At 71.9% G+C, this 21,467-nt stretch carries 20 protein-coding genes; 4 read left to right on the plus strand and 16 right to left on the minus strand.

Going from position 1 to position 21,467, the window contains the following annotated elements:
• Positions 1-364 precede the first annotated feature (364 nt).
• Positions 365-2,887 (minus strand): ATP-dependent Clp protease ATP-binding subunit, encoded by a 2,523-nt coding sequence (locus tag OG349_RS15610; RefSeq protein WP_167029193.1) that lies wholly within the window; start codon positions 2,885-2,887, stop codon positions 365-367.
• Between the two features lie 432 nt (positions 2,888-3,319).
• On the opposite strand from OG349_RS15610, the gene OG349_RS15615 reads away from it, so the two are divergent.
• The gene (locus tag OG349_RS15615; protein WP_327235182.1) at positions 3,320-3,952 is read left to right on the plus strand and encodes an SCO3374 family protein; all 633 of its coding nucleotides are present in this window, start codon (positions 3,320-3,322) and stop codon (positions 3,950-3,952) included.
• On the opposite strand, the gene OG349_RS15620 is transcribed toward OG349_RS15615, so the two are convergent.
• The 10 genes from OG349_RS15620 to OG349_RS15665 all read right to left on the minus strand — a co-directional run bounded on the left by OG349_RS15620 (position 3,931) and on the right by OG349_RS15665 (position 12,348).
• Positions 3,931-4,266, minus strand: a complete 336-nt coding sequence (locus tag OG349_RS15620) for a histone-like nucleoid-structuring protein Lsr2 (protein WP_161308513.1) — start codon at positions 4,264-4,266, stop codon at positions 3,931-3,933. The two genes, OG349_RS15615 and OG349_RS15620, sit on opposite strands and share 22 nt — an antisense overlap.
• A 144-nt stretch (positions 4,267-4,410) precedes the next feature.
• Complete coding sequence (locus OG349_RS15625) at positions 4,411-4,950, minus strand: amino-acid N-acetyltransferase (protein WP_327235183.1); 540 nt, start codon at positions 4,948-4,950, stop codon at positions 4,411-4,413.
• A gap of 9 nt (positions 4,951-4,959) precedes the next feature.
• A complete protein-coding gene (locus OG349_RS15630; protein ID WP_327235184.1) occupies positions 4,960-5,451 on the minus strand; it encodes a BlaI/MecI/CopY family transcriptional regulator in 492 nt (163 codons plus the stop codon).
• Between the two features lie 134 nt (positions 5,452-5,585).
• Positions 5,586-5,771 (minus strand): hypothetical protein, encoded by a 186-nt coding sequence (locus tag OG349_RS15635; protein ID WP_327235185.1) that lies wholly within the window; start codon positions 5,769-5,771, stop codon positions 5,586-5,588.
• 14 nt (positions 5,772-5,785) lie between these two features.
• Positions 5,786-6,349, minus strand: coding sequence for a hypothetical protein (locus tag OG349_RS15640; protein WP_327235186.1), 564 nt, complete (start codon positions 6,347-6,349; stop codon positions 5,786-5,788).
• Between the two features lie 156 nt (positions 6,350-6,505).
• The gene (locus OG349_RS15645) at positions 6,506-7,303 is read right to left on the minus strand and encodes a type III pantothenate kinase (protein ID WP_161308517.1); all 798 of its coding nucleotides are present in this window, start codon (positions 7,301-7,303) and stop codon (positions 6,506-6,508) included.
• Positions 7,303-8,418 carry a carboxylating nicotinate-nucleotide diphosphorylase gene (nadC, locus tag OG349_RS15650; RefSeq protein ID WP_327235187.1) on the minus strand — a complete coding sequence of 372 codons (1,116 nt, stop codon included), beginning with the start codon at positions 8,416-8,418 and terminating at the stop codon, positions 7,303-7,305. The genes OG349_RS15645 and nadC overlap by 1 nt, the downstream gene beginning before the upstream one ends.
• Before the next feature lie 2 nt (positions 8,419-8,420).
• A complete protein-coding gene (locus OG349_RS15655; protein ID WP_327238588.1) occupies positions 8,421-10,184 on the minus strand; it encodes an L-aspartate oxidase in 1,764 nt (587 codons plus the stop codon).
• 128 nt (positions 10,185-10,312) lie between these two features.
• Positions 10,313-11,344, minus strand: coding sequence for a pantoate--beta-alanine ligase (gene panC, locus OG349_RS15660; RefSeq protein ID WP_327235188.1), 1,032 nt, complete (start codon positions 11,342-11,344; stop codon positions 10,313-10,315).
• Positions 11,341-12,348 carry a Rossmann-like and DUF2520 domain-containing protein gene (locus OG349_RS15665; protein ID WP_442806258.1) on the minus strand — a complete coding sequence of 336 codons (1,008 nt, stop codon included), beginning with the start codon at positions 12,346-12,348 and terminating at the stop codon, positions 11,341-11,343. The genes panC and OG349_RS15665 overlap by 4 nt, the downstream gene beginning before the upstream one ends.
• A gap of 103 nt (positions 12,349-12,451) precedes the next feature.
• Here OG349_RS15665 and OG349_RS15670 point away from each other — a divergent pair, with 103 nt between their 5' ends.
• Positions 12,452-13,675 carry a threonine aldolase family protein gene (locus OG349_RS15670; protein ID WP_327235190.1) on the plus strand — a complete coding sequence of 408 codons (1,224 nt, stop codon included), beginning with the start codon at positions 12,452-12,454 and terminating at the stop codon, positions 13,673-13,675.
• Positions 13,676-13,913: 238 nt separating this feature from the next.
• Here OG349_RS15670 and OG349_RS15675 read toward each other — a convergent pair whose 3' ends face one another.
• Both OG349_RS15675 and OG349_RS15680 read right to left on the minus strand, forming a co-directional pair.
• Positions 13,914-14,585: a response regulator transcription factor gene (locus OG349_RS15675; protein ID WP_327235191.1), complete on the minus strand. Its 672-nt coding sequence runs from the start codon at positions 14,583-14,585 to the stop codon at positions 13,914-13,916.
• 64 nt (positions 14,586-14,649) lie between these two features.
• Complete coding sequence (locus OG349_RS15680) at positions 14,650-15,849, minus strand: sensor histidine kinase (protein ID WP_327235192.1); 1,200 nt, start codon at positions 15,847-15,849, stop codon at positions 14,650-14,652.
• Positions 15,850-15,945: 96 nt separating this feature from the next.
• Here OG349_RS15680 and OG349_RS15685 point away from each other — a divergent pair, with 96 nt between their 5' ends.
• Positions 15,946-17,019: an SAM-dependent methyltransferase gene (locus OG349_RS15685; RefSeq protein ID WP_327235193.1), complete on the plus strand. Its 1,074-nt coding sequence runs from the start codon at positions 15,946-15,948 to the stop codon at positions 17,017-17,019.
• 47 nt (positions 17,020-17,066) lie between these two features.
• Positions 17,067-18,218, plus strand: coding sequence for an NADH-quinone oxidoreductase subunit D (locus OG349_RS15690; RefSeq protein WP_327235194.1), 1,152 nt, complete (start codon positions 17,067-17,069; stop codon positions 18,216-18,218).
• Between the two features lie 19 nt (positions 18,219-18,237).
• Here the strand turns inward: OG349_RS15690 and OG349_RS15695 are convergent, their stop codons facing one another.
• The 3 genes from OG349_RS15695 to OG349_RS15705 all read right to left on the minus strand — a co-directional run bounded on the left by OG349_RS15695 (position 18,238) and on the right by OG349_RS15705 (position 21,466).
• A complete protein-coding gene (locus tag OG349_RS15695) occupies positions 18,238-19,578 on the minus strand; it encodes a hypothetical protein (protein WP_327235195.1) in 1,341 nt (446 codons plus the stop codon).
• A 117-nt stretch (positions 19,579-19,695) separates the two neighbouring features.
• Positions 19,696-20,697, minus strand: a complete 1,002-nt coding sequence (locus OG349_RS15700; protein ID WP_327235196.1) for an ABC transporter substrate-binding protein — start codon at positions 20,695-20,697, stop codon at positions 19,696-19,698.
• Between the two features lie 34 nt (positions 20,698-20,731).
• Complete coding sequence (locus OG349_RS15705; protein ID WP_161311216.1) at positions 20,732-21,466, minus strand: ABC transporter permease; 735 nt, start codon at positions 21,464-21,466, stop codon at positions 20,732-20,734.
• Position 21,467 lies beyond the last annotated feature (1 nt).

Here is a 21,467-nt window from a genome sequence, read left to right on the forward strand (position 1 = left end):
TGGTAACCCAGACCCCCATCTCCGCCCAAACACCCCATCTACGACATGCCGTCGTAGGAGTCGGAACGGCATAAAGCCCCTTGACGCGGACCCCGCCCCGCCCGGCCCCGGCCCCCTGGGCCCACCCCGCCCCGCACCCGGCACTACGCCCCCTAGTAGCCCCGAAACGCCCTGTGCGGCTTGTCACCACCCCCGGACCGAAGCCCTGTCCGTTTCAGGACCAAGGGCCTGTCCCCGCGAGCCCAGCAAAAGGGGGCACAGCAAAAACAAAAAAGGGGGCACGGGGGCACAGCAAAAGGGGCTGCCCCGCACCGTGGGAAACGGTCCGGGGCAGCCCCTTCGTGCGTACGCGCCTTCGCGAGGACTACACGTCCTTCGTCAGGTTCGGGCCGCCACCCGCCGCCTGCTCGATCGGCGGGGCGTCCGGCAGCGCCGACTTCTCCTCGCCGCGGAAGGTGAACTTCTTCGCCTCACCCTCGCCCTCGGTGTCCACGACCACGATGTGACCCGAGCGCAGCTCGCCGAAGAGGATCTTCTCCGACAGCATGTCCTCGATCTCACGCTGGATGGTCCGGCGCAGCGGCCGGGCGCCCAGCACGGGGTCGTAGCCCTTCTTGGCGAGGAGCGACTTGGCGGCCGGGCTGAGCTCCAGGCCCATGTCCCGGTCCTTGAGCCGCTCGTCCACCTTGTCGACCATGAGGTCGACGATCTGGATGATGTCTTCCTCGGTGAGCTGGTGGAAGACCACCGTGTCGTCGACACGGTTGAGGAACTCGGGCCGGAAGTGCTGCTTGAGCTCTTCGTTGACCTTCGTCTTCATCCGGTCGTACGTGCTCTTGGTGTCACCCTGCGCCGCGAAGCCCAGGTTGAACCCCTTGGAGATGTCCCGGGTCCCGAGGTTGGTCGTCATGATGATGACCGTGTTCTTGAAGTCCACGACCCGGCCCTGGGAGTCGGTCAGGCGACCGTCCTCCAGGATCTGGAGAAGGGAATTGAAGATATCGGGGTGGGCCTTCTCGACCTCGTCGAAGAGGACGACGGAGAACGGCTTCCTGCGCACCTTCTCGGTGAGCTGGCCGCCCTCTTCGTAACCCACGTAACCGGGGGGCGAACCGAAGAGACGCGAGACCGTGTGCTTCTCGCTGAACTCCGACATGTCGAGCGCGATCAGCGCGTCCTCGTCGCCGAAGAGGAATTCGGCGAGCGTCTTGGACAGCTCGGTCTTACCGACACCGGACGGACCGGCGAAGATGAACGAGCCACCGGGGCGCTTCGGGTCCTTCAGACCCGCTCGCGTACGGCGGATCGCCTGCGAGAGCGCCTTGATGGCGTCCTTCTGGCCGATGACGCGCTTGTGGAGCTCGTCCTCCATGCGCAGCAGCCGCGAGGACTCCTCTTCGGTGAGCTTGAAGACCGGGATGCCGGTGGCCGTCGCCAGGACCTCGGCGATCAGCTCCTCGTCCACCTCGGCGACGACGTCCATGTCGCCGGCCTTCCACTCCTTCTCCCGCTTGGTCTTCGCCGCCAGCAGCTGCTTCTCCTTGTCGCGGAGAGACGCCGCCTTCTCGAAGTCCTGGGAGTCGATCGCCGACTCCTTGTCGCGGCGGACGCCCGCGATCTTCTCGTCGAACTCGCGGAGGTCCGGCGGGGCCGTCATCCGGCGGATGCGCATCCGGGAACCGGCCTCGTCGATCAGGTCGATCGCCTTGTCCGGCAGGAAGCGGTCCGAGATGTAACGGTCGGCGAGCGTCGCGGCGGCGACCAGCGCGGAGTCCGTGATGGACACGCGGTGGTGCGCCTCGTAACGGTCGCGCAGCCCCTTGAGGATCTCGATCGTGTGCGGCAGCGACGGCTCCGCGACCTGGATGGGCTGGAAACGGCGCTCCAGGGCCGCGTCCTTCTCCAGGTGCTTGCGGTACTCGTCCAGCGTGGTCGCACCGATGGTCTGGAGCTCACCACGGGCCAGCATCGGCTTCAGGATCGAAGCCGCGTCGATCGCGCCCTCGGCGGCGCCCGCACCCACCAGGGTGTGGAGCTCGTCGATGAACAGGATGATGTCGCCGCGGGTGCGGATCTCCTTGAGGACCTTCTTGAGCCGCTCCTCGAAGTCACCGCGGTAGCGGGAACCGGCGACGAGCGCGCCCAGGTCGAGGGTGTAGAGGTGCTTGTCCTTGAGGGTCTCGGGCACCTCGCCCTTGACGATGGCCTGCGCCAGTCCCTCGACGACCGCCGTCTTGCCGACGCCGGGCTCGCCGATGAGCACAGGGTTGTTCTTCGTACGGCGGGACAGCACCTGCATGACCCGCTCGATCTCCTTCTCGCGCCCGATGACCGGGTCGAGCTTGGACTCACGAGCGGCCTGGGTGAGGTTCCGGCCGAACTGGTCGAGGACCAGGGACGTGGAGGGCGTGCCCTCGGCAGGACCGCCGGCGGTGGCGGCCTCCTTGCCCTGGTATCCGGAGAGCAGCTGGATGACCTGCTGCCGCACCCGGTTGAGGTCGGCGCCCAGCTTCACGAGGACCTGGGCGGCGACGCCCTCGCCCTCGCGGATCAGGCCGAGCAGGATGTGCTCCGTGCCGATGTAGTTGTGGCCCAGCTGAAGGGCCTCGCGGAGCGACAGCTCCAGGACCTTCTTGGCACGGGGAGTGAAGGGGATGTGGCCGGACGGGGCCTGCTGCCCCTGCCCGATGATCTCCTCCACCTGCTGGCGGACCGCCTCGAGCGAAATCCCGAGGCTCTCCAGGGCCTTAGCGGCGACACCCTCACCCTCGTGGATAAGGCCCAGGAGGATGTGCTCGGTGCCGATGTAGTTGTGGTTGAGCATCCGGGCTTCTTCCTGAGCCAGGACGACAACCCGCCGCGCGCGGTCGGTGAACCTCTCGAACATCGTTAATCGCTCCTCAGAGCGGTCAGGCAGTAAAGGGGTCGGTCCCCTCCCTGTCCTTCCGCAGCTTAGTCCCGCAAGCGGGGACCGCTCATTCCAACTGCCGGGTCCCGCGTCCTCGGCCGTGAGCCCCGGACGCCGTCAACAGCTCCAACCTGATGGTGCGAGACGATGTTCCCGCAGGCCAGGCAGATACCCTCATCGGCAGTACGCCGATGGCGAACGTGAGACGCCCGAAACCGCGTGTCGCCCCTCCCCACTAGGAATGTCTTACCCGCAAAGACTGACAGTCCATGCGGCGCACGCCGATTCCCTCCGCTACGGGCGAACAACCTTGCGCCGCGCAATGCGCCCGTACGCCCGCAAGTCGGGCACCCGGCGCGAGTCGCCGCACACTTTCCGTAACTCCGGGTCGCTCCCGGGAGTTCCCCGGGCATGACGGCCACGGTCCCGCTCCCCCGCCGCGCACCGCTCCAGGGCGGTCGCGTCCCCCGGGCTTCGGCATGGGCGCGGTGGTACGGCGACGGGCCCGGCGGACTCGGCTGGCCCACGGACGGGGGACCCCCGCTCGCTCTGCTGACGGGCGTGCGCTTCGACGTGCTGGAGCTGCCCGCGGGGGCTGGTACGGCCCTGCTGCGGCGGATCGGCCCGACCGGGCCTGTGGCGCTCGGCGACGGGCGGATGCGGCTGCTGGTGGCCGCGGGGAGCGCGGACGAGCTGCCGGGGCTGCTCGACTGGCTGGAATGGGGCGCGATCGGCTCCGTAACGCTCGGCCTGACCGCGCTCGGCGCGGGAGGCCGGACGCCGGCGCCCGTACCGCCGTGGTGGCCGGCGGAGGGCGTCGCGCAGGGGGCCGCCGTATGGCTGCGGCCCCCCGAGCCCGGACGCGAGGTGGAGGCGACACTGCCGGCGCTCGTCCCGTTCGGACGGGCCACGGGCAACGGGGGCAGTGGGGATGCCCCCGATCTCGTACGCCTCGTGGACGCGGCGGCCACCGAGTGCCACCGGGCCCGGCTGCTGCACAGAATTACGCTCCGTACGAATGCTCAGCCGTTGGCGTTCTCGTAAGCCTCGCGGATCTCGGCGGGAACGCGGCCGCGATCGTTGACGCTGTAGCCGTTCTCCTTGGCCCACTTGCGGATTTCCGCGGTGTCCTTGTTACCGCCCGCCGCGACACGGCCCTTGCCACGGCTGCCCGCGGCACGGCCGCCGGTGCGCCGGCCGCCCTTGGTGTACGGATCGAGGAGACCCCGCAGCTTGTCCGCATTGGCGGTAGTGAGGTCGATCTCGTAGGTCTTGCCGTCGAGAGCGAACGTCACTGTCTCGTCTGCCTCGCCACCGTCGAGGTCATCGACAAGAAGGACCTGAACCTTCTGTGCCACCGGATTTCCTTTCATCGAAAAATGCAGTACGCGGAAAGGAAACCGCTTTTCTCAGGAAAACACAAACCCTCGGCAGAGGTTCAGTGGCACGAGAAGACGGGAAACGTGCGCGATTCGGACATAGGGCTCCGGCACATCGGACGGTCACAGGTGCAGAAGCATCCGGCTGTTGCCCAAGGTGTTCGGCTTCACCCGTTCGAGACCGAGGAACTCCGCAACACCCTCGTCATAGGAACGCAGCAGCTCCCTGTACACATCTCGGTCGACCGGTGTCCCACCGATCTCCGCGAAGCCGCGCTTCGCGAAGAACTCGACTTCGAAGGTGAGGCAGAATACGCGCCGCACTCCCAGCCACCGGGCCGTCTCCAGGAGCTTGTCCAGCAACAGATGGCCCGCTCCCAGGCCTCTGACCGCAGGATCCACGGCCAGGGTGCGCACTTCGGCGAGGTCTTCCCACATGACGTGCAAGGCGCCGCAGCCGATGACACGCGCGTCCTCGTCGCGTTCCGCGACCCAGAACTCCTGGATGTCCTCGTAAAGCGTCACCGGCGCTTTGTCGAGGAGGATGCCTTGGCGTACGTAAGGGTCCACGAGTCGGCGGACCGCCGGCACATCCACGGTCCTGGCCCGCCGGACCGTGAGGGCATTCGCGGACGCATTGGGAAGCGGAACGGCTGAGGACATGCCCGGACGCTATCGCCCCGCCTCCGCCGTCCCGTCGGCGCCCTCGGCCTGCCGTTCCCCGGGCCGGCCTTCCCCCGGAGCGGCTTCCGGTGGGGCTTCCCCTTCCCCGGGGCCGCCTTCCGCGTCGTCGCCTTCCGGGCGGTCGGCGCGGGCCATACGGACGGCGTCTTCGAGAGATCGGCGCTGCTCGGGCGACATCATGCCGAAGAACGCGACAAGGGCGGCGGCCGGGTTGTCACTCTTCGACCATGCTTCGTTCATCAAGGCGGCGGCGTAGGCGGCGCGGGTGGAGACCGCCGTATATCGATAGGCGCGGCCGTCGACTTCCCTCCGTACCCAGCCCTTCTGATGGAGATTGTCCATTACGGTCATGACGGTGGTGTAGGCGATGGACCGTTCCCGCTGAAGGTCTTCGAGCACTTCCCGGACGGTGACCGGGCGGTTCCATTGCCAGACGCGTGTCATGACGGCGTCCTCAAGGTCTCCCAATTGGCGGGGCACAGCGCCACCATAGTAGGAGATGTCGGAATGGCCGGTTATTGACGTAACAAAAAGGACGTACGACTGGGAATCAGTCGTACGTCCAGGTCACCGGCGACGGGGCCGGGACGGCGCGCCGCCCGGCCGGGGACACGTCAGGCGCTGTGGGTGTCCGGGGTACGGCCCTGCTGGGCGGCCTCGGCGCGGGAGAGCGCGGCGTCGACGGCCGCGTCCTCCTTGGCCTTGTTCGCACCGCCCTGGCTCTTGACGATCGTCCGGACCAGCGCGATGAAGAAACCAGCCATCACCACAGGGGGCACAAGCGCGGATACGTAGTCCATGCCGACCAGACTAGCTACCCGGCCGCCCGTTCCTCGGGCGGGGGCTTCGGGCGGCGGCGCGGCGGGAAGACCTCGGACGGCTTGGGCATGGGGCGGGCGGGCTCGCCGGGCTTGCGCGGCTCGCGGGGGTCGCGCGACGGCTTGGGCTGGTTCGGCTGGGCGGGCTGCGGCTGCCTGGGCTGCTTCGGTTCGTCGGCGGCGCGGCCGCCGGGGAGCGAGAAGAGCCGCGTACGGCGGGCGGGGAGGTCCTGGCAGCGGTCCAGCAGGGCGGCGGCGAGGGTGTTGCCGCGCAGGGCGCGCAGCGCGGCGAGGTCGTCGGGCCCCGGCAGGTAATCGCCGGCGAGGGCGTCCTGGAGCAGCTCCAGATAGCCCCCGACGGAGCCGGGCAGGGCGGCGCGGTACCGGGCGAGGTCCGCGAGCAGGAACGCCCGCATGCGGTCGGCCTCCCCCTCCGCCTCGTCCACGGACTCGGCGAGCCGCAGGCAGGCCCGGACGTCCTCGTCGGGAAGCGGGGCGGGACGAAGGGCGACGGCGAGGGCGCGTCGGAGCACACGCAGCTCGTCAGCGCCGAACGCCATGCCGCCACGGGATCCGTATGGCGTGGGCATGCGGCGACCCTACGCGCTGGGGGGACAAAATCCGCTTAACGGTCCTTCCCGGGCGCGGCCCGGGGGCCGTGCCCGGGTCCACACGGACCCGCGCGGCCCCCCGAGGTGGCGGACCGGCGGACGGCGTCACATGCGCGAGACGTTGCGTTCGTACACCAGTCGTAGCCCGATCAGCGTCAGCCACGGTTCGTGCTCGTCGATCACCGACGCCTCGCCCAGCACCATCGGCGCCAGCCCGCCCGTGGCGATCACCGTCACCTCGTCGGGGTCGTCGGCCAGCTCCCGTTTCATCCGGGTCACCACCCCGTCGACCTGGCCCGCGAAGCCGTACACGATGCCGGACTGCATGGCCTCCACCGTGTTCTTGCCGATCACGCTCCGGGGCCGGGCCAGCTCGATCTTGCGGAGCTGCGCGCCCTTCACCCCGAGCGCCTCGACAGAGATCTCGATGCCGGGGGCGATGACCCCGCCCGCGTACTCCCCGCGCGCGCTGACGGCGTCGAACGTCGTCGCCGTACCGAAGTCGACCACGATCGCCGGACCTCCGTAGAGGTCGACCGCCGCGACCGCGTTGATGATGCGGTCCGCGCCGACCTCCTTGGGGTTGTCCATGAGGATCGGCACCCCCGTCTTGATGCCCGGCTCGACCAGGACCGAGGGAACGTCCCCGTAGTAGCGGCGGGTCACCTCGCGCAGTTCGTGCAGGACGGACGGGACCGTCGAACAGATCGCGATCCCCTCGACCCCTTCGCCCAGTTCGTCGCCGAGCAGCGGGTGCATCCCCATCAAGCCCTGGAGGAGGACGGCGAGTTCGTCGGCGGTACGGCGGGCGTCCGTGGACACGCGCCAGTGCTCCACGATGTCCTCACCGTCGAACAGGCCGAGGACCGTATGGGTGTTGCCTACGTCGATGGTGAGCAGCATCAGGCGCCCGCCCCGTCGGGTCCGTCGTGCGCCTCGGCGTCCGACACGAAGTCGGCGAGGGCCTCCGCGTCGAAGGGCTCGGCCTCGCGCAGGTCCAGGCCGATGTCCAGGATCGGGGAGGAGTGCGTGAGCGCCCCCACCGCGAGGAAGTCGACCCCCGTCTCCGCGTACGCACGCGCGGTGTCGAGTGTGAGCCGCCCGGAGGACTCCAGGATCGCCCGTCCCGCGACGATGCCCACCGCCTCCGCCGTCTCGGCCGGGGTGAAGTTGTCCAGCAGGATCAGGTCGGCGCCCGCGTCCAGCACCTCACGGACCTGGTGGAGGGTGTCGACCTCCACCTCGACGGCCAGGCCGGGGAACCGGTCCCGTACCGCCTTGAAGGCCTCCGCGACACCCCCCGCCGCGACCACGTGGTTGTCCTTCACCAGCGCCGCGTCCGACAGCGACATCCGGTGGTTGACGCCGCCGCCGCACCGCACCGCGTACTTCTCCAGGGCCCGCAGCCCCGGCGTGGTCTTGCGGGTGTCCCGTACCTTCGCCGACGTCCCGTCCAGGACGTCCGCCCACGCGCGCGTGGCCGTCGCGATGCCGGACAGCCGGCACAGGAGGTTGAGCGCGCTGCGCTCGGCGGTGAGCAGGTCGCGGGTGCGGGCGGTGACGCTGAGCAGCTTCTGCCCGGCCTCCACGCGGTCGCCGTCCGCGACGTGCCGTTCCACCGCGAACTCGTCGGTGGCCACGACGGACAGCACGGCCTCGGCGACGTGCACGCCGGCGACCGTGCCGCTCTCACGGGCCGTGAAGTCACCGGTGGCGACGGCGTCCTCGGGGACGGTCGCGACGGTCGTCACGTCCACCCCGTGGTCGAGGTCCTCCTCCACGGCGACGTGCGCGATGTCCTCGACCTGGACGGGGTCGAGGCCGGACTCGGCGAGGAGCTGGGCGAGCACGGGGTCGAGCCCGCACTCCAGGTCGTCGGGGCCGAAGCCGTCCGCGCCGCCGGAGCAACCGCAGCCGTCGCCGCAGCCACCCCCGGCGGACGCCCCGGCCGGGGCGCCGATCTGGATCAGCGGTACGTCCACGGGCTCGGGGCGCGGACTGTCTTCGGGCGTGCTCACGGTTACGGCTCCCTGGGGACGTCGGGTTCTGCATGTACGTATACGGGGTCGACGGGCGGGAACGCAGCCGTTCCGGTACGCCGGACCGTCAAACTACGGTCCGGTGCCAAACGGACGACAAGATGCCGGCGCCACTCCGCGTCGTCGCGCTCGGGCCGGTCCTCGCGCCAGTGGCAGCCACGGGTCTCCTCGCGCTCCAGAGCGGCTGCGACGAGGACGCGGGCGACACAGAGGAGGTTCGACGTCTCCCAGGAGTCCACCCCGGGGACGGCGGCCTTGGCCTCGCCCTCCCCCGGCTGGTCGTCGGCGCGCAGGGCGTCCAGGTGGACGGCTTCGAGGGCCTGGGCGGCGGTGCCGAGGCCGTGGGCCGAGCGGAGGACTCCGGCGCCCTCGGACATGATCCGCTGGATCCGGATGCGGGCCTCGGGGGTGATGAGGGGGAGCTGGCGGGAGGCGGGCGGGGAGAGGTCGGAGGGGCGGACGGGGGCGTCGGGGATAGTGTCTTCAGTAGAAGAGACGGCACTCGCTCCAGGGGAGCGGCGCTCCGCCACGTCCGCCGCGATCCTCTCCGCGAACACCAGCCCCTCCAGGAGCGAGTTCGACGCCAGCCGGTTCGCGCCGTGGACGCCCGTGCACGCCACCTCACCGCACGCGTACAGCCCCGGGACCGTCGTCCGCCCGCGCAGGTCCGTCCGGACGCCGCCCGAGGCGTGGTGGGCCGCCGGGGCCACCGGGATCGGTTCCGTCACCGGGTCGATGCCGTGGGAGCGGCACGCCGCCAGGATCGTGGGGAAGCGGGTCTCCCACATCTCCGCGCCGAAGTGCCTGGCGTCCAGGTACATGTGCTCGGCGCCCTTTTCCAGCATGCGCCGCATGATCGCCTTGGCGACGATGTCACGGGGTGCCAGCTCGGCCAGTTCGTGCTGGTCGCGCATGAAGCGGACCCCGTCGGCGTCCACGAGGTGGGCGCCCTCGCCCCGTACCGCCTCGGACACCAGCGGCTGTTGGCCCTCCGAGCCCGCGCCCAGGAAGAGCACCGTGGGGTGGAACTGCACGAACTCCAGGTCCGAGACCTCGGCGCCCGCCCGCAGCGCCAGTGCCACGCCGTCGCCGGTGGAGACGGCGGGGTTGGTCGTCGCCGCGAAGACCTGGCCCATGCCGCCGGTGGCGAGGACGACCGCGGGCGCGTGGACCGCGCCGACGCCGTCGTGCTGGCCCTCGCCCATCACGTGGAGGGTGACCCCGGACGTACGGCCGTGCTCGTCGGTCAGCAGGTCGAGGACGAGCGCGTTCTCGACGGTCGTGAGCGCGGCGTCACGGACCGCCTCGACGAGCGCCCGGGAGATCTCCAGGCCGGTCGCGTCGCCGCCCGCGTGGACGATACGGCGCCGGTGGTGGCCGCCCTCGCGGGTGAGCTGGAGTTCACCGCCCGCGCCGGTGTCGAAGTGGGCGCCGGTGCCGATCAGCCGGCGTACGGCGTCCGGGCCCTCGGTGACGAGCGTACGGACGGCCTCCTCGTCGCACAGGCCCGCGCCCGCGACCAGCGTGTCGTCCAGGTGCTGCTCGGGGCTGTCGCCCTCGCCGAGCGCCGCGGCGACGCCGCCCTGGGCCCAGCGGGTGGAGCCGTCGTCCAGGCGGGCCTTGGTGACGACGACCGTACGCAGTCCGGCGGCGGTGCAGCGCAGGGCCGTGGTGAGCCCGGCGACGCCCGAGCCGACCACCACGACGTCGGCGTCCAGGGCCCAGCCGGGGGCGGGGGCGGCCAGCCGTATCCCGGTCGCGACGGCGCTTCCGTGGAAGGCGGCGGCTCCGGGCGCTCCGGCAGCGGCGGGTATCTCCTGGGAAGGCGCGGATCCTGACGATCCGGGGAGCGTCCCCCGGGAGGACTCTGCGGTCACTGGGAAGCTCCGAAGGTCAGGGGGATGTTGTCGATGAGCCGGGTGCCGCCGACCCGTGCCGCGACGGCCAGGATCGCCTCGCCGGTGTGGTCGTCGGGGACTTCCGTGAAGTCGGCGGGGTCGACCAGGGCGAGATAGTCCAGCGTCAGGGGCGGCACGGCCCTGGCGGCGGGCATGAGGACCGCGCGGGCCGCCGCCCTTACGGCGTCCGCCCCGCAGGGGCGGGCCGGTGCCCCGCCGCGCGCCACCGCGTGTGCGTCGGCCGCGAGCCGGGGCTCGCCGAGGGCGGAGAGTCCGGCGGCACGCGCGTCCGGCGCGGGCGCCCACTCCGCGCGGGCGCGCAGCGCGTGCTGGGCGCCGAGGCGGTCGCGGGCCGCGAACAGGGCGCGGGAGAGCGCGAGGGCGGTACGGCGTTCCGCCACGGACAGGAAGCGGTTACGGCTCGACAGGGCCAGGCCGTCGTCCTCACGGACCGTCGGTACGCCGATGATCTCGACGGGGAAGTTCAGGTCGCGCGCCATGCGGCGGATCAGGGCGAGCTGCTGGGCGTCCTTCTGTCCGAAGAACGCGATGTCGGGGCGGGTGAGGTGGAGCAGCTTGGCGACGACCGTGAGCATGCCGTCGAAGTGGCCGGGGCGCGAGGCCCCTTCGAGCAGTTCGCCCATGGGGCCCGCCGTGATCCTGACTTGGGGCGCGCCGCCCGGGTACACCTCGTCCACGGACGGGGCGAAGACGGCGTCGGCGCCCGCGTGCTCGGCGGTCTTGAGGTCGGCGTCGAGGGTGCGGGGGTAGCGGTCGAGGTCCTCGCCCGCGCCGAACTGGAGCGGGTTGACGAAGACGGTGACCACGACGAACCCGGTGGGGCCGACGTGCGCGCGGGCCGCCCGTATCAGCGTGGCGTGCCCTTCGTGGAGGGCGCCCATGGTCATGACCACCGCGACTCCGTCCCGCCGGCCGGGGTGCTCGGCGTGCCAGGTGTCCAGCAGGCGGTCCAGGTCCGCGCGGGAGAGGACCGGGGCGAGGCTCATCGGGCGCCCCCGCCGGCGCCTCCGCGGGTGTCCCCGAGGCTGTCGCCGTCCGCGAGGACGTCCAGGAGGTCTTCCGCCAGCTCCGGCTTGAGCATGCCGTGGGCGAGCGCGCGGTCCGCGGTCGTACGGGCCATCGCCAGGTAGCCGGCGACAGCGGCCGGCGCGTGCTCGCGCAACACCTCCACGTGCGCGGCGACCGTGCCCGCGTCCCCGCGCGCGACCGGGCCGGTCAGGGCCGCGTCGCCGGAGCGCAGCGCGTTGTCGAGGGCCGCGCCGAGGAGCGGGCCCAGCATCCGGTCCGGGGACTCGACCCCGGCCTTGTGCAGCAGCTCCATGGACTGGGCGACCAGCGTGACCAGGTGGTTCGCGCCCAGCGCCAGCGCCGCGTGGTAGAGCGGACGCGATTCCTCCGCGATCCACTCGGCCTCGCCGCCCATCTCGATGACCAGCGCTTCCGCCGCCAGCCGCAGCTCCTCGGGCGCCGTCACGCCGAACGAGCAGCCCGCCAGCCGCTGCACGTCCACGGACGTGCCGGTGAACGTCATGGCCGGGTGCAGGGCCAGCGGGAGGGCGCCCGCGCGCAGGGCCGGGTCGAGCACCTTGGTGCCGTACCGCCCCGAGGTGTGGACGAGCAGCTGACCGGGCCGTACGGCCCCGGTCTCGGCGAGCCCCTGGACGAGCGCGGGCAGCGCGTCGTCCGGGACCGTCAGAAGGACCAGCTCCGCGCGCGCGAGGACTTCGGCGGGGGTGACCACGGGGACGTCGGGGAGCAGGGTGGCGGCGCGCCGCACGGACGCGTCCGAGACGCCGGAGACGGCGACGGGACGGTGCCCCGCGAGGCTCAGGGCGGCGGCGAGGGCCGGGCCCACCCGGCCGGCCCCGACCACGCCGACCGTGAGGCGGGCGGGACGGTCCCGTGGGTCGAGCGGTTCCTGTGCTGCTGGGTTCACGCGTCGGAGCCTTCCGTTCCAGTCCGCGGCGGGTACCGGACGATTTCTGGCCATGCTACGCCAGCGTCCGGCCCGCCTCCCCGGTTGTCCACAGCCCCAGGACCGAGTTGTCCACAGGGCTGTGCGCGCCGGACGGCGGCTGGGCGATGATCGGTGCATGGGTGACACGAGCGAACAGGCCGAGGACGTACGGGACACCTCTCCCGGAGAGGTGGGGGACGGCCTCCCCGGCGGCGGGGACCGTTCCCCCGACGACGAGCGGGACCGTCGGCGGGCCGCCTGGCGCGGCGCGGAGCGGAAACTGAGCAACGACTTCACGAGCCGGCCCATGGGCGAGACGCTGGCCGCCCTCGTCGCGGCCGGCGGCTCGGTGTACGACCTGGACGAGGGCCCCGACATCTACGGGGACGGGGTGGTCGCGGAACTGGAGCGGCGGGTGGCCGCGCTGCTCGGATTTCCGGCCGCGGCGTTCTTCCCGACAGGCACGATGGCGCAGCAGGCCGCGCTGCGCGGCTGGGCGGGGCGTACGGGGAACCGTACGGTCGCGCTCCACCCGCTCGCGCATCCGGAAGTCCACGAAGGCGGTGCGCTGTCGGTCGTCAGCGGGCTGCGTACGGTCCACCCGACCCGGGAGCCGAGGCTGCCGACCGCCGAGGAGGTCCACGACCTGGCGGAGCCCTTCGGCACGCTGATGCTGGAACTGCCGCTCAGGGACGCGGGTTTTGTCCTGCCTTCGTGGGACGAGCTGGTCGCGGTGGTGGGCGCGGCGCGAGAGCGGGACGCCGTGGTGCACTTCGACGGCGCGCGCCTGTGGGAGTGCGCCTCCCACTTCGGACGGCCCCTGGCGGAGATCGCCGGGCTCGCGGACAGCGTCTATCTGTCCTTCTACAAGTCGCTGGGCGGGATGTCGGGCGCGGTGCTGGCCGGACCCGCGTCCCTGATGGCGGAGGCGCGCGTATGGCGCCACCGCTACGGGGGCCAGCTGTTCCAGCAGTACCCGGCGGCCCTGTCGGCACTGCTCGGCCTGGAGCGGGAGCTGCCGCGCCTGCCGTCGTACGTGACGCACGCGCGTGTGGTCGCGGCGGCGCTCGCCGAAGGACTCGCGGAATCGGCGGTGCCGTGGTTCCGCGTCCATCCGGAGCCGCCGCACACGCACCAGTTCCAGGTGTGGCTGCCGTACGACCGGGAGGTGCTGAACGAGGCCGGGCTGCGGCAGGCGGAGGAGACGAAGGTGACGCTGTTCCGCCTCTGGCGCGAGGCGGGCGCGGGGCCGCCCGGGGTCCCGGTCACGGAGGTCACGGTGGCGGAGGCGGGCCTGGAGTGGACGGCGCAGGACGTGAAGGCGGCGGTGGCGGAGTTCGTGAGGCGGGTGACCGGCTAGGGCGTGTCCGCAAAGTGGGGTCGTCCGCCCGGAGGGCGGGGCTCGCGGGGTCTGGTGCGTGCGATCGCAAGGCGGAGGACCCACCCCGTACTGGATGTACGGGGTGGGTCCGACAACGCCGCGAGCGCGCGTGCCAGACCCCGCGAGCCAGGCCCCACTTTGCGGACACGCCCTAGGGCGTGTCCGGCGGATCTTCGTGGGGGCGGCGTCCAGGACAGCGACAGCGGCCCGGTGGGGGTCAGGCTCCGCCGCCGCCCGCCCGTACCAGCCCCGACTCGTACGCGAGCACGACCACCTGCACCCGGTCGCGCAAACCGAGCTTGGTGAGGATGCGGCCGACGTGGGTCTTCACGGTCGCCTCCGACAGCACCAGCCGCCCGGCGATCTCGCCGTTCGACAGCCCCTGCGCGACCAGCAGCATCACCTCGCGCTCCCGCTCGGTCAGCCGTTCCATCTGCTTGTTGCGCGGCTTGTCCGCGCTCGGCAGCAGCGGGGCGAACCGGTCGAGCAGCCGCCGTGTCGTGGAGGGCGCGACCACGGCGTCGCCGCTGTGCACCGAGCGGATCGCGCTCAGCAGCTCGCTCGGCGGCACGTCCTTGAGCATGAAGCCGCTGGCCCCGGCCTTGAGCCCGGAGAACGCGTACTCGTCCAGGTCGAAGGTGGTCAGGATGAGGACCTTCGGGGGGTCGGGCTCGGCGCAGATCCGGCGCGTCGCCTCCACCCCGTCGAGGCGGGGCATGCGGACGTCCATCAGCACGACGTCCACGGCGGTGGCACGGAGGTTCTCGATCGCCTCGGCGCCGTCCCCGGCCTCCGCGACGACCTCCATGTCGGGCTGCGCGGCCAGCACCATACGGAAACCGGTACGCAGGAGCATCTGGTCGTCGACGAGCATGACGCGGATCGACATCGGGGGTTCCTTGTCCGTGGGGTGGGGGCTCATGCGCGGGGGAGTGGAGGAGCGGCCCGGCATGTCAGTGTGCCGGTTTCAGCGGGAGCAGCGCGCTGATCCGGAAGCCGCCGCCCGGGCGGGGCCCGGCGTCCAGCGTGCCGCCGACCATCCCGACCCGCTCCCGCATCCCGATGAGGCCGTGGCCCCGGCCGTCCGCGCCGCCGTCCTCGTACATCTCGTGGGCGGCGCCCCGGCCGTCGTCCTCGACGAGCAGGCCCAGGCCGTCGTCGAAGTAGACCAGCCGCACGCTCGCGCCCACATCGGGTCCGCCGTGCTTGCGGCTGTTGGTGAGGGCTTCCTGCACGATCCGGTACGCGGTCAGCTCGACCCCGCTGGGCAGGGGACGCGCGGTGCCCTCGATCTTGAAGTCCACGGTGAGACCGGCCCGGCGCACCTGCTCCACCAGGTCCTCGATCTGGTCGACGTCGGGCTGGGGCACGTACTCCCCGCCCTCCCGCGTGTCCCCGGTCCGCAGGACACCAAGGAGCCTGCGCATCTCGGCGAGGGCCTGGCGGCCGGTGCTCGAAATGGTCTCCAGAGCCTGTTTGGCCTGGTCGGGGGCGGCGTCCAGGACATACGCGGCGCCGTCGGCCTGCACGACCATCACGGACACGTTGTGCGCCACGACGTCGTGCAGCTCCCGGGCGATCCTGGCCCGCTCGGCGGCGACCGCCACCTTGGCCTGCGCCTCGCGCTCCTTCTCCAGCCGGGTGGCGCGCTCCTCCAGCTGGTCGAAGTAGGCGCGGCGGGTACGGAGGGAGTCGCCGAGGACCCAGGCGAGGACGAACGGCACGGTCAGCACCACACCCGCGAAGACCCGGCCGAAGGTGCTCGCCTCGTCCACCGGCCAGCGCAGCTGGGAAAGCGGAGCCGCGAACAGCCCGCCGACCAGGGCGAGCCGGGAGGCCCAGCGCGGACCGCCCTCGGCGGCGACGGTGTAGATGATGACCAGCATCGCGAAGTCGCCGGGATTGACGGAGACGTCCAGCGCGAGCTGGACCACGCCCAGCGCGACGACGAGCAGCAGCATCCGGGCCGGGGCCCGGCGGCGCAGCGCGACCACCAGGCTGAGCAGCACGACCACGCCGATGGCCCGGAGCCGCGGCCCGACCCCGTTCACCGCGGTGACCGCCCACAGCAAAGACACCCCGAGGAGCATGACAGCCAAGAAGGTGTCGACGCCCGTGGGGTGTCTGCGGAGGAAGTCGTAGAAGCGCTGCACGTTATCCAGCGTAGGGAGGCGGAAAAGGCGGAGGGGTCAACCGGAGGGTCGATCCGGTCGGCGGAAGCGTACTCCCCAAGGTGGAGACTTGACGCCGTGACGGATGACAACGGGAAGCAGCGGGGGGCGCGCGTCCGCCCGGACGATCCCCCGGCCGCCCGCCCGGACGGCCCGCGGGCCGAGGGGTGGCGGGCGGCGGCGGAGCGCGCGCTCTACGGGCCCGGGGGCTTCTACCTGCGGCCGGAGGGCCCGGCCGGCCATTTCCGCACGTCGGTGCATGCCTCCCCGCTCTTCGCGGCCGCCGTCGCCCGGCTGCTGACCGCCACCGCCCGGGCGCTGGGGACGGACGAGGTGGCGTTCGTCGACATGGGCGCGGGGCGTGGTGAGTTGCTGACCGGTGTGCTCGCGGCGGTCCCGGACGCCCTGATCGTGCATCCGTACGCCGTGGAGCGCGCCCCCCGGCCCGCGGGGCTCGACCCGCGCGTGGAGTGGTGCGCGGAACCCCCGGCCGGCGTCGGCGGGCTGCTCTTCGCGAACGAATGGCTGGACAACGTCCCGGTGGACATCGCCGAGACCGATCCGGACGGGGTGGTGCGGTACGTGCTCGTGCGCCCCGACGGTACGGAGGAGCTGGGCGCGCCGGTCGCGGGCGCGGACGCGCGGTGGCTCGCGCGCTGGTGGCCGCCGGCCGGGCCCGGCACCCGCGCGGAGATCGGCCGGCCCCGCGACGAGGCCTGGGCCGCGGCCGTCGCCACGCTGGAGCGCGGGCTCGCGGTCGCCGTCGACTACGCGCATGTACGGGACGCCAGGCCGCCCTTCGGGACGCTGACGGGCTTCCGGGAGGGCCGGGAGGTGGCACCCGTACCGGACGGGAGCTGTGACCTGACCGCCCATGTGGCGCTCGACGCCTGCGCGTTGCCCGGCGCGGAGCTGACCGACCAGCGCACGGCGCTGGGCCGCCTGGGGATGAGCGGGGCGCGCCCGCCGCTGTCCCTGGCCGCCGCGGAGCCGGCCGCGTACGTACGAGCGCTGGCGGCGGCCGGGGAGGCGGCGGAGCTGACGGCGCGGGGCGGGCTGGGCGACTTCGGCTGGCTGGCCCAGCCGGTGGGAGTCGCACCGGGCGGACCGGGCGGCGGCGCCCTCCCCACCGTCGCGGCTCCGGGCCTCTGACGCCACCTCCGGAAGTCCGGCCCCCGGCCTCTGAGAGACTGTCGTCCATGACGGAGACCACGCGGACGACGGTCGGCATCGGCGGCGCGGCGGAGAGCACCGACATGGTGCTCAACATCGGCCCCCAGCACCCTTCGACCCACGGTGTGCTCCGGCTCCGCCTGGTGCTCGACGGCGAGGTGATCCGCGAGGCGGAGCCCGTCATCGGATACATGCACCGGGGCGCGGAGAAGCTCTTCGAGGCGCGCGACTACCGGCAGATCGTGATGCTCGCCAACCGCCACGACTGGCTGTCGGCGTTCTCCAACGAACTGGGCGTCGTGATGGCCGTCGAGCGGATGCTCGGCATGGAGGTCCCCGAGCGCGCCGTGTGGACCAGGACGCTGCTGGCCGAGCTGAACCGCGTGCTCAACCACCTGATGTTCCTCGGCTCGTACCCCCTCGAACTGGGCGGGATCACCCCGGTGTTCTACGCGTTCCGGGAGCGGGAGGTCATACAGGCCGTGATGGAGGAGGTCTCCGGCGGCCGGATGCACTACATGTTCAACCGGGTCGGCGGCCTCAAGGAGGACCTCCCGGCCGGCTGGCAGGGCCGGGCCCGGCAGGCGATCGCCGAGGTCCGTTCCCGGATGGACGTGTACGACCGGCTGGTCCTCGGCAACGAGATCTTCCGGGGCCGTACGCGCGGGGTCGGCGTGCTGTCGCGCCAGGCGGTGCACGCGTACGGGGTCTCCGGGCCGATCGCCCGCGCCTCGGGCGTCGACTTCGACCTGCGCAGGGACGAGCCGTACCTGGCGTACGGCGAACTCCAGGACACGCTCACCGTCGTGACCCGGGAGGCCGGGGACTGCCTGGCGCGGTTCGAGTGCCTGCTGGAGCAGACGCACAACGCGCTGGACCTGGCGGACGCCTGCCTGGACCGGCTCGCGGAGCTGCCTCCCGGGCCGGTCAACCAGCGGCTGCCCAAGGTGCTGAAGGCGCCGGAGGGACAGACGTACGCCTGGACCGAGAACCCGCTCGGCATCAACGGCTACTACCTGGTGTCGAAGGGCGAGAAGACGCCGTACCGCTTGAAGCTCCGCTCGGCGTCGTTCAACAACATCCAGGCGCTCACCGAACTGCTGCCCGGGACGCAGGTCGCGGACATGGTGGCGATCCTGGGGTCGCTGTTCTTCGTCGTGGGCGACATCGACAAGTAGCCGACCGGCAGGGCCGCTCTCAGCCGGTGGAGCTGCGAACGCCGCCCACTTCGAGCCGCCCCTTCGCGTCCTTCTTCGTGGCGTCGTCAGCGTCGTCGGCGTCGTCGGCCTCGCCCGCCTTGTCCTCGCCGCGGTCCGGCTCGGTCAGGTCGATGACCGCGCCGACCGCCGGGTCGTCGGAGCGCCGGCGCCCGGCGAGCGCCTCCTCGCCCACGACGTCCGCGAGATCCTCGCGCTCGACGGGGGTGTCCCCCGGCAGCGGGGCGGGCGCGGGGTCGTCACGGTCCGCCGCGTCCACCGCCTCGCTCGTCCCCTTGCCGCCGCGCCTGGACGGCTGCGGGCCACCCGCGTCCTCCCCCTTGGGGTGCGCGCCGGCCTGAGTACCGAAGAAGTCGAAGCCGCTGCCCGGCCGCCGCGCCGGGCGGCGCTGCGCGGAGTACGGCACGATCGCGGACGCGCCCGGCACCCGCTTGGCGAGCGCCGCGGCCGGGCGGGTGTGCTGCTCCGCCGCGCTCCGGCCGGTGCCCGCGCCGCCGAAGACGGACTCGTCCGCGCCGTCGGCGTCGTCACCGGCGTCGTCGGTGGTGTCCTCGGTGTCCTCCGCCGGGGCGTCGCCGCGCGCCCCCTTGCCGGCCTTCGCGCCGCCGGACCGCGCGGTCTCCTTCGCCGGCGCCCCGTCCGCGGCGGCTTCGTCCGCCGTCACGTCCTTCGCGGTGTCCGCCCCGGACGCCGGGGTGTCGGCCCCGGACCTGCCGTTCGTCGCGGCCCCCTCCGGGGTCGCGGCCGGCTGGAGCGCCCGCCGGTCCTCGGCGGTCTTGATCAGGTTGTCGAGCGCCTGCGCCGCGCGCAGATAGACGGACGCGGTGGGCGTACTGCCCGCCACCGGGAGCGCCTTGGGCTCCACGGCCGCCTCCAGGGCGAGCTGACGGCGGCCCTCCAGCGCGGTGGCGCGCTCGGTCTCCGCGGTGGCGTAGCGCCGCAGCAGCGCCGCGTGTTCACCCCGCAGCCCCGCCAACTCGATCCGCTTCGTGCGGAGTTTGGCGTCGAGTTTGACGCGCAGTTCGCGCGATTCGTCGACGTCCGCCTCCAGCTCGGCTATCCGCTCCTCGGTGTTCCACTGGTCGCTCTCCCGCGCGCGGGTCAGATCCGCGACACGGCGACCGGCGCTCTCGTCCCAACTGCGCATGAACACCGCGCCGGTGAGCGCCGCCACGGCCGTGGCGGCGACCAGACCGCGCAGCGCCGCCGGATCCGCGAGGAGCCAGGCCCCCGCCGCGCAGAGGACCGCGGCTCCGGCGACCGCCAACGGCGGAAGAAGCTTGTGGAGGGGTGGGGAATGGCGGTGGCGTCCACGTGGCATGGCCTGGAATTTACCGTGCGTGGAGACCGGATGGGGCACCCGTCGGACAATCTTTCCCGGCCCGTTGCCGTTCCGCCGCCGATTCGGCTTTCCCGCCCCGCCATTCGCCGACCCGCGCTACTTCGTAAGAAGGCCCTTCGACTCCAGGTACTCCTTCGCCACGTCCTCCGGCTTCGCCCTCTCGGCGTCGACCTTGAGGTTCAACGCGGCGAGATCGCTGGTGGTCAGAGCGGCCGTCAGCTTGTTCAGGACCTCGGCCACCTCCGGCGTTCCTGCGTCCTTGGCATTGACGACCGGAAGCAGGTTGTCCGCGTTCTGGAGCTTCTTGTCGTCCTCCAGCACCACCAGTCCGAAGCTGTCGAGCGTGCCGTCGGTGGTGGAACTCAGCACGACCTGGTCCACCCCGTCCTTGACGGCCTGCTTGGACTGCGGCGTACCGACACCCTTGGGGTCGATGCCCGCGACGTCGATGCCGTACGTCTTCTTGAGGCCCGGCGCGCAGAACGGGCGCACCTCGCACTCGTCACCCGCCGCGATCTTCACCTTGATCTTCGACTTGCCGAGATCGGAAAGCGTCTTGAGGTTGTTCTTCTCGGCGAATTCCTTGGTGACCGCGAAGGCATTCTGGTCGACGGCCTGACCGACCTCCAGCACCTTCAGTCCGCGCGGCTCGGCGAGCTTCTTCAGCTCGGCCACGGTCGCGGCGGCGTCGCTGGACGCGAGCGGGTTCGCCTCGGCCTTCTTCGCGCCGTTCACCTTGGCGTTGAGGAATTCCGTGATCGTCGCCGCGTATTCCGGTACGACGTCGATCTCGCCCTTCTCCAGGGACGGTTCGTACAGCTCACGGTTGTTCACCGTGGTGACGGACGTCGAGTACCCGGCGTCGCCGAGGATCTGGGCGTACAGCTGCGCCAGCACCTTGGACTCCGTGAAGGCCGCCGCGCCGATGACGAGCGAGCCCTTCTTGCCGGAGCCGGAGCCGGAACCCGCGTCGGTGTCCGCGGTGCTGCCGGAGTCGCTCTTGCCCTTCTCCAGGCTGTCGCCGCCGCACGCGGCGAGCGAGACGGTCAGCACCGAGGCTCCGAGGACCGCACCCGCGATGCGCGAGATCTTGCTCATGAGATTCACCATCCAAAAAGAACAGAAGTCGTAGTCACGCGGTCGTGGGGGACCCGGCGGCATCAGTGGCACCGGACGTCTGTGAGGGGCGCGAGCGCGCGGTGGCGCTGCGCCTGCCGGGGTCGATCAGCCGGTCGAGCAGCAGCAGCGCGCCCTCGACCAGCAGGGCGAGCAGCGCCACCAGGAGCGCGCCCGCGACCACCTGCGGGGTGTTGTACGTGTTGAAGCCGGCCGTGATGATCCGCCCGAGCCCGCCCTGGCCCACCATCGCCGCGATGGTGGCCGTGGCCACCACCTGGACGGCGGCGGAGCGGAGCCCGGTCATGATCAGCGGGTACGCGAGGGGCAGTTCGACCCGTACGAAGACCTGGCGGCCCGACATGCCCATCCCCCGGGCCGCCTCCACCACCGCCCGGTCCACCTCGCGCATGCCGACGTACGCGTTGGTCAGCAGGGGCGGCACGGCGAAGAGCACCAGGGCGATGATCGTGGGCACATAGCCGGAGTTGCGCAGCGGCGAGACCATGAAGAGGGCGAGCACGGCGAACACGGGGACCGCCCGGCCCACGTTGGAGATGTTGATCGCGAGCGCGCCGCCCTTGCCGAGGTGGCCCAGGTACAGCGCGACGGGCAGGGCGACGAGACAGGCCAGGACGAGGGCGACCCCGCTGACGTACACATGCTCCCCGAGTCTGTTCCAGACCCCGCTGGTGCCGGACCAGTTGGCGCCGGTCGTCAGCCAGGTCCAGGCGTCTCCCAGAACTCCCATG

The sequence above is a fragment of the Streptomyces sp. NBC_01317 genome, assembly GCF_035961655.1.
Lineage (GTDB): Bacteria > Actinomycetota > Actinomycetes > Streptomycetales > Streptomycetaceae > Streptomyces.